At 38.3% G+C, this 15,065-nt stretch carries 13 protein-coding genes; 3 read left to right on the forward strand and 10 right to left on the reverse strand.

Features of this window, described 5'->3' with window-relative positions; genetic code table 11:
- Positions 1-204: 204 nt before the first annotated feature.
- Positions 205-1,017, reverse strand: coding sequence for an SDR family oxidoreductase (locus MKY45_RS18640; protein ID WP_332094403.1), 813 nt, complete (start codon positions 1,015-1,017; stop codon positions 205-207).
- 292 nt (positions 1,018-1,309) lie between these two features.
- Between MKY45_RS18640 and MKY45_RS18645 the strand changes: the two genes are divergently transcribed.
- Both MKY45_RS18645 and MKY45_RS18650 read left to right on the forward strand, forming a co-directional pair.
- Positions 1,310-2,395 (forward strand): Gfo/Idh/MocA family protein, encoded by a 1,086-nt coding sequence (locus MKY45_RS18645; protein WP_341173223.1) that lies wholly within the window; start codon positions 1,310-1,312, stop codon positions 2,393-2,395.
- Positions 2,396-2,446: 51 nt separating this feature from the next.
- Entirely contained in the window at positions 2,447-3,433 is a 987-nt protein-coding gene (locus tag MKY45_RS18650; RefSeq protein WP_042530104.1) for a Gfo/Idh/MocA family protein, read from the forward strand.
- Between the two features lie 85 nt (positions 3,434-3,518).
- Here MKY45_RS18650 and MKY45_RS18655 read toward each other — a convergent pair whose 3' ends face one another.
- The 6 genes from MKY45_RS18655 to MKY45_RS18680 all read right to left on the reverse strand — a co-directional run bounded on the left by MKY45_RS18655 (position 3,519) and on the right by MKY45_RS18680 (position 10,910).
- Entirely contained in the window at positions 3,519-4,340 is an 822-nt protein-coding gene (locus tag MKY45_RS18655; protein ID WP_042530103.1) for a carbohydrate ABC transporter permease, read from the reverse strand.
- Between the two features lie 14 nt (positions 4,341-4,354).
- A complete protein-coding gene (locus MKY45_RS18660; RefSeq protein WP_332094426.1) occupies positions 4,355-5,626 on the reverse strand; it encodes a carbohydrate ABC transporter permease in 1,272 nt (423 codons plus the stop codon).
- A gap of 144 nt (positions 5,627-5,770) precedes the next feature.
- Positions 5,771-7,093, reverse strand: coding sequence for an ABC transporter substrate-binding protein (locus MKY45_RS18665; protein WP_212928330.1), 1,323 nt, complete (start codon positions 7,091-7,093; stop codon positions 5,771-5,773).
- Positions 7,094-7,343: 250 nt separating this feature from the next.
- Entirely contained in the window at positions 7,344-8,645 is a 1,302-nt protein-coding gene (locus MKY45_RS18670) for an ABC transporter substrate-binding protein (RefSeq protein WP_341173224.1), read from the reverse strand.
- Between the two features lie 209 nt (positions 8,646-8,854).
- Complete coding sequence (locus MKY45_RS18675; protein WP_212928332.1) at positions 8,855-9,838, reverse strand: LacI family DNA-binding transcriptional regulator; 984 nt, start codon at positions 9,836-9,838, stop codon at positions 8,855-8,857.
- 319 nt (positions 9,839-10,157) lie between these two features.
- Positions 10,158-10,910: an SDR family oxidoreductase gene (locus tag MKY45_RS18680; protein WP_212928333.1), complete on the reverse strand. Its 753-nt coding sequence runs from the start codon at positions 10,908-10,910 to the stop codon at positions 10,158-10,160.
- Positions 10,911-11,244: 334 nt separating this feature from the next.
- On the opposite strand from MKY45_RS18680, the gene MKY45_RS18685 reads away from it, so the two are divergent.
- Positions 11,245-11,391: a hypothetical protein gene (locus MKY45_RS18685; RefSeq protein ID WP_193064245.1), complete on the forward strand. Its 147-nt coding sequence runs from the start codon at positions 11,245-11,247 to the stop codon at positions 11,389-11,391.
- Between the two features lie 193 nt (positions 11,392-11,584).
- Here the strand turns inward: MKY45_RS18685 and MKY45_RS18690 are convergent, their stop codons facing one another.
- The 3 genes from MKY45_RS18690 to glcT form a co-directional block, all read right to left on the reverse strand.
- Positions 11,585-11,824 carry an indolepyruvate ferredoxin oxidoreductase subunit alpha gene (locus MKY45_RS18690; protein WP_042530092.1) on the reverse strand — a complete coding sequence of 80 codons (240 nt, stop codon included), beginning with the start codon at positions 11,822-11,824 and terminating at the stop codon, positions 11,585-11,587.
- A 125-nt stretch (positions 11,825-11,949) separates the two neighbouring features.
- Positions 11,950-13,989: a glucose-specific PTS transporter subunit IIBC gene (gene ptsG / locus MKY45_RS18695; RefSeq protein ID WP_212928334.1), complete on the reverse strand. Its 2,040-nt coding sequence runs from the start codon at positions 13,987-13,989 to the stop codon at positions 11,950-11,952.
- Positions 13,990-14,145: 156 nt separating this feature from the next.
- Positions 14,146-15,006 (reverse strand): glucose PTS transporter transcription antiterminator GlcT, encoded by an 861-nt coding sequence (glcT, locus tag MKY45_RS18700; protein WP_212928335.1) that lies wholly within the window; start codon positions 15,004-15,006, stop codon positions 14,146-14,148.
- Positions 15,007-15,065: the final 59 nt, after the last annotated feature.

Consider the following 15,065-nt stretch of genomic DNA (forward strand, 5'->3'; position numbering starts at 1 on the left):
TTTGATATGGACTAATTTTCATTTCTGTCATTTTCAAAATGACACCCAAAATACCAAATCACATTTATAGAGTGACTTGGTATTTTTAATAAATTAAATCTAATTATACTGTACGCTTAAAGATACATTAAATATAGGAATTAAGTAGATATTCATTATCAAATCTAAAACCAATTAAATAAATCAAACAACACTCCCCCCTCTTTAAGTCCTCCATCGTGCAAATCCGCCTTCTGAATTTATCACCTGCCCTGTAATCCAGGACGCTTCGTCAGTTAACAGCCAGCTTATGAGATTAGCCGTATCACTAGGTTCCCCAAAACGATTAAATGGGAATTTACTTCTTACCTCTTTCCATTTACTTTCTGTTAAATAACCTGTGTCTACTGGACCAGGATTCACTGTATTAATTGTAATATTTTTATCAGCTAATTCATCAGCTAACGTAAGGACGATTTCTGCTAATCCGCCTTTTGCAGTAGCATAAGCCACTTCTCCGGGCATCGGGCCTTGCTGCTGTCCGGAAGTCATAAAAATAATCTTCCCAATATTTTTTTCGGATGAATGCTGTTTCATAAATAATTGGGCAAGCAGCAGCGAAGAGCGTGTATTTATAATATAGTGTTTGTCAATCATCTCTGCCGTTAGTTCTTCTAAAGGTCCATCGGAACCACTCAAGGCATGATTACAAACTAAACCGTCTACATGTCCACAATGTTTTTTTATTTTTTTGAACAACTCTTCAGGAGCAGAAGCATCCATAAAGTTGCCTTTGAACTCATGAAATGTTGCGTCTTCTACAAGCTCTGCTTTCACTCCCTCTATCACAGCATCTAAGTCATCAGCTCCCCAATCTTGCTCTCGATCGTGTGCTTGATAATGGTGAATAATAATAGAAGCTCCAAGGGCAGCTGCTTTTCTGGCTATAGCATATCCTATTCCGGCTCGTCTGCTGACTCCTGTAATCAAGATTTTTCTTCCTTTTAATGGATACTGTTTCCTCGTTAATTCGCTCATGATTTTCTCCTTTCTAAAATACAGCTTATAAGTGACTTGAATTTTTATAACTTCACTTAATTTTGAAAACGTTTTCTATTATTCTATTTTAGCATAAAGTATAAGGAAATAAGTAAAAAGCATTCGCTTTTTGAAATCTTTATTTTGTTAAAAACAATGACTTGATGCCATTCTGCCTGATTTCTTTAAAATTTGGAATGAGACATGATTTGATAAATGATTCAAGATTGACAATCCTTTAAATTAAATTTAAACTTATATAAATGTAATCGTTTTCAAAGGAGGAGATACTATGGGGGAAAAGCTTAAAATAGCAATTATTGGCTGCGGGGGAATTGCAAATGGAAAACATTTCCCAAGCCTTAGCAAATTGGAGCAAGTAGAAATGACAGCGTTTTGCGATATTGTACTTGAAAGGGCAGAAAAAGCTGCAAAGGAATATGGAACGAAAGATGCGAAGACATATATGGACTTTAAAGAATTATTACAAGACACATCCATTGATGTTGTTCATGTCTGTACCCCAAACAATGCGCATATGGAAATCACAGTGGCTGCGTTGGAATCTGGAAAACATGTCATGTGTGAGAAACCAATGGCCAAGACAACAGAAGAAGCTAAAAAGATGGTAGAAGCAGCTGAACGCACAGGCAAAAAATTAACGATTGGGTATAATAACCGATTTAGACCCGACAGCCAGCATCTGCATAAGCTTTGTGAGCGAGGAGATTTGGGAGAAATATATTATGCAAAAGCACACGCTATAAGAAGAAGGGCAGTACCTACATGGGGAGTGTTTCTCGACGAAGAAAAGCAAGGAGGCGGACCATTAATTGATATTGGTACACATGCGCTTGACTTAACATTATGGATGATGAATAACTATAAACCCAAATCGGTTATGGGAACGGTCTATCATAAATTAGGGAAAAATGAAAATGCAGCAAATGCCTGGGGACCTTGGGATCCAGAGGCCTTTACAGTAGAAGATTCTGCATTTGGTTTTATAACGATGGAAAATGGCGCAACAATTGTTCTGGAATCTAGCTGGGCATTGAATTCCTTAGACGTGGATGAAGCAAAATGCTCTCTCAGCGGCACGAAAAGTGGTGCAGATATGAAAAATGGATTACGAATTAATGGTGAAGACTTTGGTAAATTATATACTCAGGAAATTGAATTGGAATCAGGAGGAGTGGCATTTTACGACGGTAACTCTGAAAGTGATCCTGATTTAGAAGCAAGAAATTGGATTGAAAGTATTATCAATGATACCGAACCAGTCGTGAAGCCAAGTGAAGCACTTGTTGTCACGCAAATATTGGAAGCAATATACGAATCGGCACGAACGGGGAAAGCCGTTTATTTTAATCAATAGTAAAGTTAAAAAAATGAGTTTTGTAGAATATATATTTAGGGGGAAATTGAATTGGTTAATATTGCATTGTTAAGCAGGTGGCATGTACATGCGGATGACTACGCCCGAGAAATTCAAGCTAATGATAATTTATCTATTAAACTCGTGTGGGATGAAAATGCGGACAGAGGAGAAAAGTGGGCAGAGGAATTAGGAATCCCTTTTGAATCGGATCTTCAAAAGGTTTTAACAAATCCATCAATTGAAGGAGTAGTTGTCACTACCCCAACAAATTTGCATAAAGAAGTAATTATCTCAGCTGCAAAAAATAAAAAACATATTTTCACTGAAAAAATTTTAGCTTTTACAGTGAAAGATTGTGAGGAAATTTATAATACGATAGACCAATATGGCGTTAAATTAATGGTTTCACTTCCAAGATTAACAGAAGATTATTATTTATATGCGCAAAAGGTAATAGATAATAACTGGATTGGAAGACTTACTACTATTCGATGCCGTACTGCTCATGATGGGGCGGTTGTAGGGCCGGGAGAAAGCGAGGGCTGGTTACCGAAGCGTTTTTTTGAAAAAGAGCAATCTGGAGGCGGCGCATTAATTGATTTAGGTGCCCACCCCATCTATTTGACTAACCGGCTGGCTGGTAATGTAAAAAAACTGGTTTCCCATATGAATCATACAAACAACCTTGGAGCAGATGACAACGCTGTCGTCTTAGTAGAATATGAATCTGGTGCGATGGGGATTCTCGAGACTGGTTTCCTATCCAAAGGCAGTCCGTTTCAATTAGAGCTCTACGGAACAGAAGGCACGATACTAATCGAAGACAACAAAATCCGCCAGACATTTGGAAATGGGGAGTGGTCCACACCGGATAACCCGCCAGAAGCATTGCCTATGCCTATGGAACAATGGGCATCCGCAATTATAAATGGAACTGCCCCGTCAATAAATAAGTCTGATGTTATTAATCTAACCTTAGTTAACGAAATAGCAATGAAATCAAACAAAGAAGGATGCTGGATAAATCCTTCATGACTCATAACCATAATTACTGAGATGAATTTCTATCATATAGTTAGAGCGGATAACCCTTAAGTTATCCGCTCTAACTATGTTTTCTCTATTCTTTTACAGATCCTGATGTTAAACCTGAAACAATTCGTCTTTGGAAAATCAATACTAAAATAACAATTGGAATGGTTACAATAACCGTTGCTGCACTGATATCTCCCCAAGGAACAGAATATTCACTTTGGTACATGGAAATTCCAACTGGTACCGTTCTCCATACATCATCACTATTAATTGTTAGAGCAAATAAATACTCATTCCACGCCGCAATGAATACCAGAATAGCAGTCGTAAAAATACCTGGTGTCGCCAGCGGTAAAATAATTTTACGGAATGTTTGAAATGGACTGGCTCCATCAAGTTTAGCAGATTCCTCCAATTCAAATGGAATCTTTTGAAAAAAGGTAGACAGAATCCAAATTGATAATGGTAAACTGATTGTCATGTAAGGAATAACCAATCCCGTATAACTATTACGTAAGCCTAACTCTGTTACGATATTGAAGATTGGCGAAATAACTGCTACTTGTGGAAACATGGAAGCAGCTAAAATAACTCCCAGGAATAAACCTTTCCCTTTTATCGGTAATCTAGTTACTGCGTAAGATGCGAAGGCAGCACAACCTACCGCCAAAATTGTTGTTACCGTTGAAACGACAAAACTATTTAACATATATCGCAAAAGCGGGCGATTCGTTACCGCAGCTTCATAGGATTCGGTCGTAGGATTTGTTGTAAACCATTTAAATGATGTAAATATTTCTCCTACAGGCTTTATCGACGTTAAGAACACCCAAATAAACGGAAACATCACTAAAAATACAAATATGATTAGAAATATATAGAAACCTATACCTGCACGTTTATTCATATTATTTCTCCTTCCTATTTCGTACGTCCTGCGAATAGATCTGAACCAATTAAGCGTACATAAATAAAGCTAATCAATGCTACAGCTAAAAATACAATAACCGATAATACGGAACCTTCTCCAAAATTCTGTTGCGAGAACAAGGTTATGTATGCGTATATCGAAATAGATTCGGTAGCATTCGCTGGTCCCCCGCCAGTTAGTACATAGATAAGATCGAATACCCGGAAGGCATCAAGTGTTCTAAATAATAAAGCAACTAAAATAGAAGATTTCAACAACGGCAGTGTTATCTTGAAGAACTGTTGAAATTTGTTGGCTCCATCTACATCACTTGCTTCATATAAGGAATTCGGTATGGTCTGCAGTCCAGCTAAGAGCAATAATGCCATGTAAGGTGTCGTTTTCCACACATCGGCAAAAATTATTGAGAACATCCCGCCAGACGAGGTAGACAGCAGCCAAGATGAATTGGGTATCAGGTTCCATTCATTAAAATAATGCGCTATAACACCCGTTTGACCATCTAATAAGAAGCCCCACATCATCGCACCTACTGCAGTCGGGATTGCCCAAGGAATCAGCACGGAGGCACGTACAATACCACGGCCGCTGAAGGTACGGTTAATTAATAAGGCAACAGCCAAACCTAATACAAGTTCAAAAGCAACAGAAGCAATCGTAAATATCATCGTATTACTTAATGATTTCCACATTCGGCCATCCTGAAGATATTTAGCATAATTAGAGAAGCCAATAAAATTAGATTCCAAAATATTTGTGCTGGTAGCCTCAATTAAGGAGCTTGTCTGTTCATAATTCTGTGCTAAATCCTCATTGTCTGCTTCTCCAGCCATCACCTGCAATTCTTCTGAAATAGAAGTCAAAGCAGTTCGATAATCTTCTGCAAAATCATTGTCCAGTTTCGCATATTTCAAATCGCTGTCGGAAATCGGCTCGAAATTCATCAGCATCTCATCAATTTGTTCCATTTTTGCACTGATTTCACTATCTGATGCCAATTCACTATGGAAACCTTCAATTGTTTCTCTAGCTTGCTGAATAGTCGCTATATCATCACCATCAGCACTGCCTTCTAAATTGCTAAGCTGACTGTCGATATAAAAGTAATTATCCACATAGCGTTCCAAATCCATATTGGCACTTAACATCCGCTCCGATCTTGTCGGATCATTTAAGCGATAATCAAATAAACTATTATAAAAGGACTGGGCAACTGGCCACAATGTAATTAATACGACAAGTATGATAGATGGAAGTATCATCAAATAACCCAGCCGCTTTTCATTCAAATGAAATTTCTTCACATTTTTCCCCTCCCTTTCCGTTAAGCACACATTTTGATGTACTTAATAGAAAGAGCAAGATGAAATTCAAAGCGCTCATCTTGCTCACCTCTTTAGAAAGCTTTATTCTTCCATAGCATTTTCGATTTGTGTCTGCATGTTCTCTGCAGCTTGTTCAGCTGTTTGATCACCAGTCAGCACTTGTGAAACCTGAATTTGAATGATATCGGAAATTTCAGGGTAAATCGGTGATACTGGTCGTGGAACAGCTGCACTAAGTCCCTCAACAAATTCTGGATTTTGGAATAAAGGGGCAGCTTCTTGTACTTCTGGATCATCATAAAGCGCTTCGATAGTTGGAGCGTGATTTCCTACAATTGCTCCTGTTTTTTGACCTTGTTCACCAGCTAAATATTTTACTAATTCCCAAGACTCTTCTGGATGCTCTGTATAACGATTAATCATTGCTGTCCAGCCTCCTAATGCCGAAGCACTTCCTTCATCACCGGCAGGTAATGGAGCGATTTGTACGTTATCGACAACTTCAGAACGCTCTTCATCATTGGAAGAAGATTGCATATATGGCCAGTTACGGGCAAATACAGCATCTCCTGCAATCCAAGCATTTTCTGTTTCGATCTCTTGGAAATTCAAGATATTACCTGGTACAAAATCAGATTGTACTATTTCTGCTAATTTCTCTAAACCTTTAATTGTTTCAGGACTATTTACCACTACTTCATTATCTTCATTAATAACTTCACCGCCATAAGAAGCAATGATTTCAACAAAGTTTGTCACCAAGCCTTCATATTGAGATGCTTGTAATAGATAACCAAACTCTGTATCTCCTTCACCTTGCAGTTCACCAGCTTGTTCGATTAATTCATCCCAAGTAGCTGGCGGTTCTTCCGTTACATCTGTACGATAATAGAGGAAGGATGCGTCAATAAATAATGGAAGTGCCCATTGCCTGCCATTAAAATTACCTGCTTGAATCGGTCCTTCAAAGTGCTCTTCTAAATCAATGCCGTCTGCTTCAATGAAACGGTCTAATTCTAATGCATAGTTTGCCTGAGCAAATTCAGCCGGCCAAATGCTGTCACCGTTAAACACGTCGATCTCAGAGCTTTGCGAACTAAACATGGTTACATATTGATCATGCTGTTGTCCTGTATCTGAAGGCATTTCACGATAATCAACTTTAATATTTGGATTTAATTCCTCAAATTCTTCAATTTGTGCTTCTACTTTACCAGTCGTATCCACACCTGTAGCATAAACAATCGTTACTTGCTCACCGTCTTCGGAAGCGCTTTCATTTTCTCCATTACTTTCTGCTTCCGAATCATCTGTCCCTGAACCGCCATCTCCACCACACGCAGCCATAAAAGCAACTAATAAAAATAATACTCCAAACAATAACAATTTCTTTACCTGTGGCATTACAGACCCTCCTCTTTTTGTTAATCGACCACTCTTTGAAATCGATTACATTTATTATAGCAGAATGTTCCTTCCAGTCAATCGTTTCTTTAAAAATTTTCAGTTATTACTTGTTTCTACTATATTTTTCAAATAAAAAAGTTCAATTAAATGATATCAGTAGATGTAACAGACGCTTTTTTCATAAAAAATATACGTAAATAAAAAGCAAGATGAACAACCTTTCACTACTTATCCACCTTGCCTATCATTACTCTTCTAAAGCTGCTTCCAATTGTGCTTCCATATTTTCTACTGCTTCTTCAGCCGTCTGTTCTCCTGTTAATACTCGAGAAACCTCAATTTGAATAATTTCAGATATCTCTGAATAAATCGGGGATACCGGACGCGGCACAGCCACACTTAAGCCTTCTACGAAACTTGGATTTGAAAATAATGGTCCAGCTTCCTGTACCTCTGGATCATTATACAGGGATTCTACAGTTGGGGCACGTGCGCCTTCTACTGCTCCAATTTTTTGACCTTCTTCACTTGCCAGGAACTTTACTAATTCCCAGGATTCTTCTGGATGTTCAGAATATCGATTAATCATTGCCATCCATCCGCCTAATGCTGAAGTGCTTCCCTCATCACCTGCAGGAATAGGTGCAATGTCTACATTTCCTGCGACTTCTGAACGTGCTTCGTCATTGGATGAAGACTGCATATATGTCCAATTACGGGCAAATACAGCATCCCCTGCAATCCATGCATTTTCTGTTTCAATCTCTTGAAAATTCAAGATATTCCCTGGTACAAAATCAGATTGTGCAATTTCTGCAAATTTTTCTAAGCCTTTAATTGTTTCAGGACTATTAATGACTACATTATTATTTTCATCGATAACGCTTCCCCCATAAGAAGCGATAATTTCAATAAAATTGGTTACCATCCCTTCATACTGAGAGCCTTGCATTAAATAACCAAATTCTGTTCCTTCTTCTCCTTGCATTTCTTCCGCTTGCTCAATCAATTCATCCCAAGTCGCAGGCGGTGTATCTGTTATATCTGTACGGTAATAAAGAAAGGAAGCATTCATATATATCGGCAATGCCCACTGTCTGCCATTGTAATTACCTGCTTGAATGGGACCATCAAAGTGATTATCTAAATTAAAGCTGTCTGCTTCTATAAAACGATCTAACTCCAAGGCATAGTTGGCTTGAGCAAACTCCGCTGCCCAAATAATATCTCCATTATATACATCCACTTCCGAACTCTGAGAACCAAACATCGTTACATATTGATCATGCTGCTGGCCTGTATCGGCCGGCATTTCACGATACTCCACGTTAATATGCGGGTATTCTTGTTCAAATGCTTCAATTTGACTTTCCGTGGCACCTGTTGTATCTACACCTGTCGCATAGACAATCGTTACCCGTTCACCGAAAGCGCTTTCATTTCCTTCATTACTGTCTGTCTCGGAACCATTATCTCCACTACATGCAACCATAAAAATAACTAATAAATATAATACTCCAAACAGCAATATTTTCTTTATCTGCGGCATTAGAAATCCTCCTCTTTTTATTAGTCGACCCTCTATGAAATCGATTACATTCATTATAGCAGAATGTTCTTCCCGGTCAATTGTTTCTTTTTAAATTTTCAGTCTTTACTTTGAATTAAATCAGCTATTAGTTCATGTGCTTAGCTAGTAATAGGTAGAGTCAGATAAAATAAAACCCCTCTCTGTTGTAACAATAGGTACATCTCTAATCAGGTTGACTCTCTTATAATAAGTTCATGCTCTAAGATTATATCTTCTACCTCTTCGCCCTGTATTTTTTTTATCAGCATGTCCACCGATATCTCTCCCATTTTATACATCGGCTGTGCAACGGTAGTTAAAGAAGGATATGTCATGCTGGTAAATTCAATCTTATCAAATCCCACTACTGCCATCTCATTTGGGACATCAATCCCTCTGGTATTTAATTCTTTCAATGCTCCAATAGCTAACATATCTGAAACAGCAAACACTGCTGTAAGATCCTTGTTCTTATTCAATATAGAACGCATCACCTGCTGTCCCGATTCAAGTGACACATCGTTGGCAGAATAGAACCAGTCTTCTTCCGGTTCAATATGAAATTCTTTTAACGCTCGAAGATATCCTTTTTTTCTATCCCTCGCGTATAGAAATGACTCGCTGACATTTATGAGTCCTATTCGCTGATGCCCCTGTTTTAATAAATATTTTGTTACTTGATAAGCTGCTAATTCACTATCTATTGTTACATAAGGCAAATTTTTCGAACTTACATATTCACTGCATTGTACAAATGGATACCTTTTTGCCATATTAACCAATACTTGACGGTCAATTGTTGGATCCATCGTAATCGCGCCCACAGCCAGTTGATTTTTTAATAAATCAAAATATACTTTTTCCCTTTCCAATTTAGAATGCGTTTGACAAAGCAGAATATTATAACCATACTCAAGTGCTTTTTCTTCTATCCCTTCTACAATTTTCAAATAAAATTGGTTAGATATCTTAGGTAATAACACTAATAACATCTTACTTTCCGCGTTCCGTAAATTCCGGCCTAAGATATTTGGTGAGTAATCCAATTCCCGGATGGATTGTTCGACTTTCTTGCGTGTTAATTCTGCAACCGATGAAGGATTGTTTAATACTCGCGATACAGTAGCAACGGACACCCCTGCATGTTTGGCAACATCCTGAATTGTCGGCAATATAATCCCCTCTTTTCAACATATAAATATATCTTTTTTATAAACCATATCACCTCTCTAAAAAAGTAATTGAACTAAATGTAATCCTTTACATTGTATTTTTATCATAATACATAATTCGATAAAAGCAATAGAAAACTGTTTTATATGAGGATGAGTCGATTTTTGAATTTACATCTCAGCAATAATTTTTGAGAGTATCACCTAATATTTTCCAATGAAACAGAAAGCTTTATCATGCAAATTTTGATTATTTCTTTTAGATTCAAAAAGCGGTTGCACAATCAGATAATTGATTGTGCAACCGCTTGCTTCTCCCTTATATCCCTAACGTATTCCCTCCATTTACAGATAACGATTGACCAGTGATGAAATTTCCTGCGTCTGAGGCAAGAAATAAAACAGCATTTCCTATATCTTGAGGGACTCCCATTCTGCCAAGTGGAACTCCACTCCGATATTCACTCGTATCTTCTGCTTCATGTCGTTCAACCGGTATAAACCCAGGGTTAATCATATTAACAGTAATACTAAAAGAACCAAGTTCATTTGCCCAGGAGCGTGTCAACCCTAGCTGGGCAGCCTTGGCCATGACATAGTTTGAATGATTAGGAATACCTAATTGAACTACTTCACTTCCGATATTTATAATTCGACCATTCTTTTTTTCTTTCATCCCTGGCAGGACAGCCTTTGTTAATAATAACGGCGCTTTTACAAAGAATTCGAGTTGCGCTAAATAATCTTGCCATGTAAGTTCTTCAATTGATAATACAGGCTGGGGACCAGTAGCGTTATTAACCAATATATCAATACTTCCTTGTGTTTTTTCTTCTGCCTGTTTTATCAGCTTTTCTACTGATTCTTCATCCCGTACATCACCTTGAATGGCTATCGCTCTTCCTCCATCGGATGCAATAAAATCAACCGTATCTTGCGCATTTTTGTAATTATTCGCATAGTTCACGATGACTGTAGCTCCTGCATCTGCTAACGTTTTACTTATATGTTTCCCAAGTCCTCTTGAAGCTCCTGTAACCAATGCCACTTTTCCGTTTAGTCTATGAGACATAAGTATTCTCCTTTATTTTAGTATCGAGCTATTTGCACTTTCTTTCTAAATAAACTCTATTTCATCCTTTCAGTTTGCATGAAAATTAACGTAAAGGGAATCTTTTCCTCCAAAGAACAGAAAGAACTCTGTCGGTAGAGATTCTTAATCGAATTACCAAATATCGGTATTTAAAAACCCAAAAGTTACGTACAAAAGTATTTTTAACATATCAAGTAATATCGTACCCATTCCACGTTTGTAAAAATTTGAAGCACATAACTATGCACCTAAACACATTAACTTCCTTCTATGATATCATAGAAGAAAACAACCCATCAGAAGGAGCATCCCCATGAAAGTAAAAATGAACGTACAAACTGCCTACCACGGAGATTTACTACGTGCCGGCAAAGAATATGAAATCGACGAAGAAACGGCAAAACGCTGGATTGCCAGTAAATTGGCTGAGGAAGTACAAGAAATCTCTGAAGATGAATAACAGGTGCATCGATAAAAATTAGGCTTTCCTGGGTTGATTTTCAAGAGTATCATTAGTATTTTTCATTACTCTATATTTTATATTTCGAACAACCCTTTGAACATTCTATTAGTTCGGTCAGAACATACCAAAATAGCCCGTCTGCTTTTAAAACAGACGGGCTATTTTTATAACGCGCTCCAATCAAAAGTACCTACCGATTCGCAAAAAATTCTTCTGCTTCTTCTAAATACTTCTCTTGATCTGGAGTCAAATCATACTCCTCTTCGATTGCAGATACGGGGCAAACTGCTTTGCATGCGCCGCAATCAATGCAAATATCCGGATCAATATAAAATTGCTTGAGTCCTTCTTCTATACAATCAACAGGGCAAACACTGACGCATTCTCCTGCTTTTTCTCCTCTGCATGGATCAAGAATAACAAAAGCCATGGAAAGAAAACCCTCCTTACATGAATAAACATGGTTCACCTTAAATGATAATTCTTTTAAAGAATGAAGTAAACTGTTTCACCTTTATTTATGTGTATTTTCTGTGAAAAAATAAAGCTTTCACATTATTTGATTTCAATAATCCCTTTTTCTCCAGCATATCCTTCCCTTTTCAGTAATTCGATTTGCCGGCCATCTTCCAGATTGGTAAAGATAATTGGTGTAATCGTTGACTTGGCATTTTTATCGATATATTCTAAGTCTGCATTTAATAAAGGCTGGCCTGTTCCCACTTCTTCGCCTTCTTTTACAAATATGTCAAATCCTTCTCCTTTGAGATGCACGGTATCGATTCCGATATGAATCATGATTTCTTTACCTGTTTCCGATTCCAGACTAATTGCATGCTTGGTAGGAAAGATGTTACTGACTCTTCCATTTACCGGAGAAACAACGATTCCATCTGACGGCTCAACTGCAAAGCCGTCTCCCATCATCCTGCTGGAAAATAGTTGATCAGGAACATTTGAAAGCGGAATGAGTTTTCCGCTTAGAGGAGAAGCAATCCCTTCCACACTATCAGGATGCTGTCTTTGAAGATTTATTTCATCCACAGTATATAAACTCGAACTGTCTAATGCTGGTCTAGGCGTTCTCCCAGATATGATATCTTGCATTTGTCCTTTAATAATTTCCGAACGCGGTCCGAAAATAGCTTGGATATTATCCCCTACCTCTTGTATACCTGTAGCTCCAAGCTGTTTTAGCTGATGCTTATCAACATGTTGAATCGAATTTACTGATGCCCGTAATCGCGTGATACAAGCATCCAAATGCGTAATATTTTCTCGTCCGCCCATTGCCTCCAGTACATGATAAGCTAAATCAGCAGGCTTTCTTTGCTCTCCGCTCTCATTTGATTCCACCGCTTTTTCTCTTCCCGGTGTCATCAGATTAAATTTCTTAATAAAAAAGCGGAATAAGAAGTAATAAAGGATAGCAAACAGAAGCCCGACTATGATCGCTATCCACCATGATTCCTGATTCGGCAAAACACCGAACAGCACAAAGTCTATAGCTCCTCCAGAGAAGGTATAACCGACATTGACACTGAACCATGTCATCAATACAAAGGATAATCCATCTAACACAGCGTGAATAAAGAACAGGAATGGCGATACAAATAAGAATGAAAACTCAAGCGGTTCGGTAATTCCTGTTAGGAAGGACGTTAAAGCTCCTGAAGCCAGCAGTCCCGCAACCAGTTTTTTATTCTCCGGTCGTGCCGTATGATACATCGCAAGTGCTGCAGCAGGCAACCCGAACATCATAATCGGAAATTCCCCGGCCATAAAATTCCCTGCCGTAATCTCTGCATTATCTCTTAATTGCGCAAAGAATATCGTCATATCTCCGCGAATGATTTCACCGGCAAGGTTGGTATATGTGCCAAATTCATACCAAAAAGGAGAGTGAAAAATATGATGCAGTCCAAAAGGAATCAATAGACGTTTAATAAACCCAAACATAAATACAGCAATATATGTACCTTCTTCAATCAGCCAATAGGAAGCGCTGTTCATGATATATTGGATTGTCGGCCAGATAAACATTAATAAAATGCCGGCAAGGAAGGAAACAGCTGCAGTCACGATGGGGACAAACCGTTTTCCTGCAAAGAATCCTAAGTAGGATGGCATCTCCATATGATGAAACCGGTTAAAACAATAGGCAGCTATCACCCCGGCAATAATTCCACCAAATACACCGGTCTGTAAGGTTCCTATTCCAAGCACGCTTGCAAATCCGGGATCCTCCGCTATCAATTCTGGGGTTACCTGCATAAACGAACCCATTACCTGATTCATCACCAAATAACCTACCAGCGCAGCAAGACCGGCCGTACCGTCACTTGCCAGCCCTATCGCCACACCAATCGCAAAAAGCAGCGGCAAATTATCAAATATAATACCGCCGGCGTCTTCCATTACCGTTGCAGTCAGCTGAATCCAATCCGCTTCCAAAAAAGGAAGATAGCCAAGCATGGTATGCTGCTGGGCAGCATTGCCAAATCCAAGCAAAAGACCTGCCGCCGGCAAGAGTGCTACCGGCAGCATAAGCGCTCTGCCGACTTTTTGAAGACCTCCAAACGTTTTTTTGAACATCTCAATCACCTCTTTCGTTTCTTTCCGACAATAAAAAAGACATCAGTAAAAACACAAGGATAGCGCTTATGGATACAGAAATACTGTACCCGCCGTTATCTAAGTATTCCTACTCATGCCTGATCGAATCAGTCACACGTATAAGTGCGAAATAAATTAATTCGTTTTTGATTTTAGCTGGATGTTTTCGTGCAGCCGCTGCAAATGAATTGTCAAATAGACAGATTCCGCATCATAAACAGGTTTTTTTAACGTCTGCTGCATAATTTTAATCAGCTTCCAGGACAAATTATAAAACACGGGATATTCTTCTTTTAGCAGGTCTGCCATTTTTCGCGGCTCCTCTACCTTGTCCCCATTTAAAACCCGTTCTATTGTGTACCGGAGATGTCTGACAAAACGGACATAATCCATACTGTCTCTATCTAGTGTTATATAGAGCTGATCCTCGATTATCTTGATTAAATTAGATACAAGCTGTGAATACCGGTTGATTTCATTTAGTGCTGTTCCCTCCATTGCACTATGAACGTGTAATGCAACAAAACCAATTTCTCCCTCCGGCAAATGAACTGGTAAAAATTGATTCATATATTCTACAATTTCGGAAGCAATTTCATATTCAAATGGATAAAGCACCTTCGTCTCTGCTAAAAATGGATTACGAATTTCTAACCCCTGCTGCAGACGGGCAATCGCGAAAATAATATGATCGGTCAACGCAACCAGCGTATGCTCATCCGTGAATGTATTGATGCGTTTTTTGATTATTTCTATCGAATCCACAATACTCTGCAGTGTTTTTTCATCGATATTGTCAATTATTTTTTTATAATTTTCCTGTTCCTCTCTATCCCGAAGAACAAACAGCTTCTCCACAGTTTTGGATTCAATGAGATCTCGCTTCTTTTTAGCAAATCCGATGCCCTTCCCGATAAGGATAACTTCATTTTGATTCATATCTTCGGCAATAAGAACATTGTTATTGAGTGATTTGATTACAGAAAAGGCATCCATATCAATCATCCCTTCTACATTTTAGCCGTCTCTTCTTCCTATTATATAACACTTAAATC

It is taken from the genome of Oceanobacillus sp. FSL K6-0251 (genome assembly GCF_038004725.1).
Taxonomy (GTDB): Bacteria; Bacillota; Bacilli; order Bacillales; family Amphibacillaceae; genus Oceanobacillus; species Oceanobacillus oncorhynchi.

Excerpts from the sequence above, each read along its gene's own strand:
- MKY45_RS18640 (WP_332094403.1), bottom strand. The coding sequence starts at position 1,017 with ATGAGCGAATTAACGAGGAAACAGTATCCATTAAAAGGAAGAAAAATC.
- MKY45_RS18645 (WP_341173223.1), top strand. The coding sequence starts at position 1,310 with ATGGGGGAAAAGCTTAAAATAGCAATTATTGGCTGCGGGGGAATTGCA.
- MKY45_RS18655 (WP_042530103.1), bottom strand. The coding sequence starts at position 4,340 with ATGAATAAACGTGCAGGTATAGGTTTCTATATATTTCTAATCATATTT.
- MKY45_RS18660 (WP_332094426.1), bottom strand. The coding sequence starts at position 5,626 with ATGATACTTCCATCTATCATACTTGTCGTATTAATTACATTGTGGCCA.
- MKY45_RS18665 (WP_212928330.1), bottom strand. The coding sequence starts at position 7,093 with ATGCCACAGGTAAAGAAATTGTTATTGTTTGGAGTATTATTTTTATTA.
- MKY45_RS18670 (WP_341173224.1), bottom strand. The coding sequence starts at position 8,645 with ATGCCGCAGATAAAGAAAATATTGCTGTTTGGAGTATTATATTTATTA.
- MKY45_RS18680 (WP_212928333.1), bottom strand. The coding sequence starts at position 10,910 with ATGTCTCATAGACTAAACGGAAAAGTGGCATTGGTTACAGGAGCTTCA.
- MKY45_RS18685 (WP_193064245.1), top strand. The coding sequence starts at position 11,245 with ATGAAAGTAAAAATGAACGTACAAACTGCCTACCACGGAGATTTACTA.
- MKY45_RS18690 (WP_042530092.1), bottom strand. The coding sequence starts at position 11,824 with ATGGCTTTTGTTATTCTTGATCCATGCAGAGGAGAAAAAGCAGGAGAA.
- ptsG (WP_212928334.1), bottom strand. The coding sequence starts at position 13,989 with ATGTTCAAAAAAACGTTTGGAGGTCTTCAAAAAGTCGGCAGAGCGCTT.
- glcT (WP_212928335.1), bottom strand. The coding sequence starts at position 15,006 with ATGGATGCCTTTTCTGTAATCAAATCACTCAATAACAATGTTCTTATT.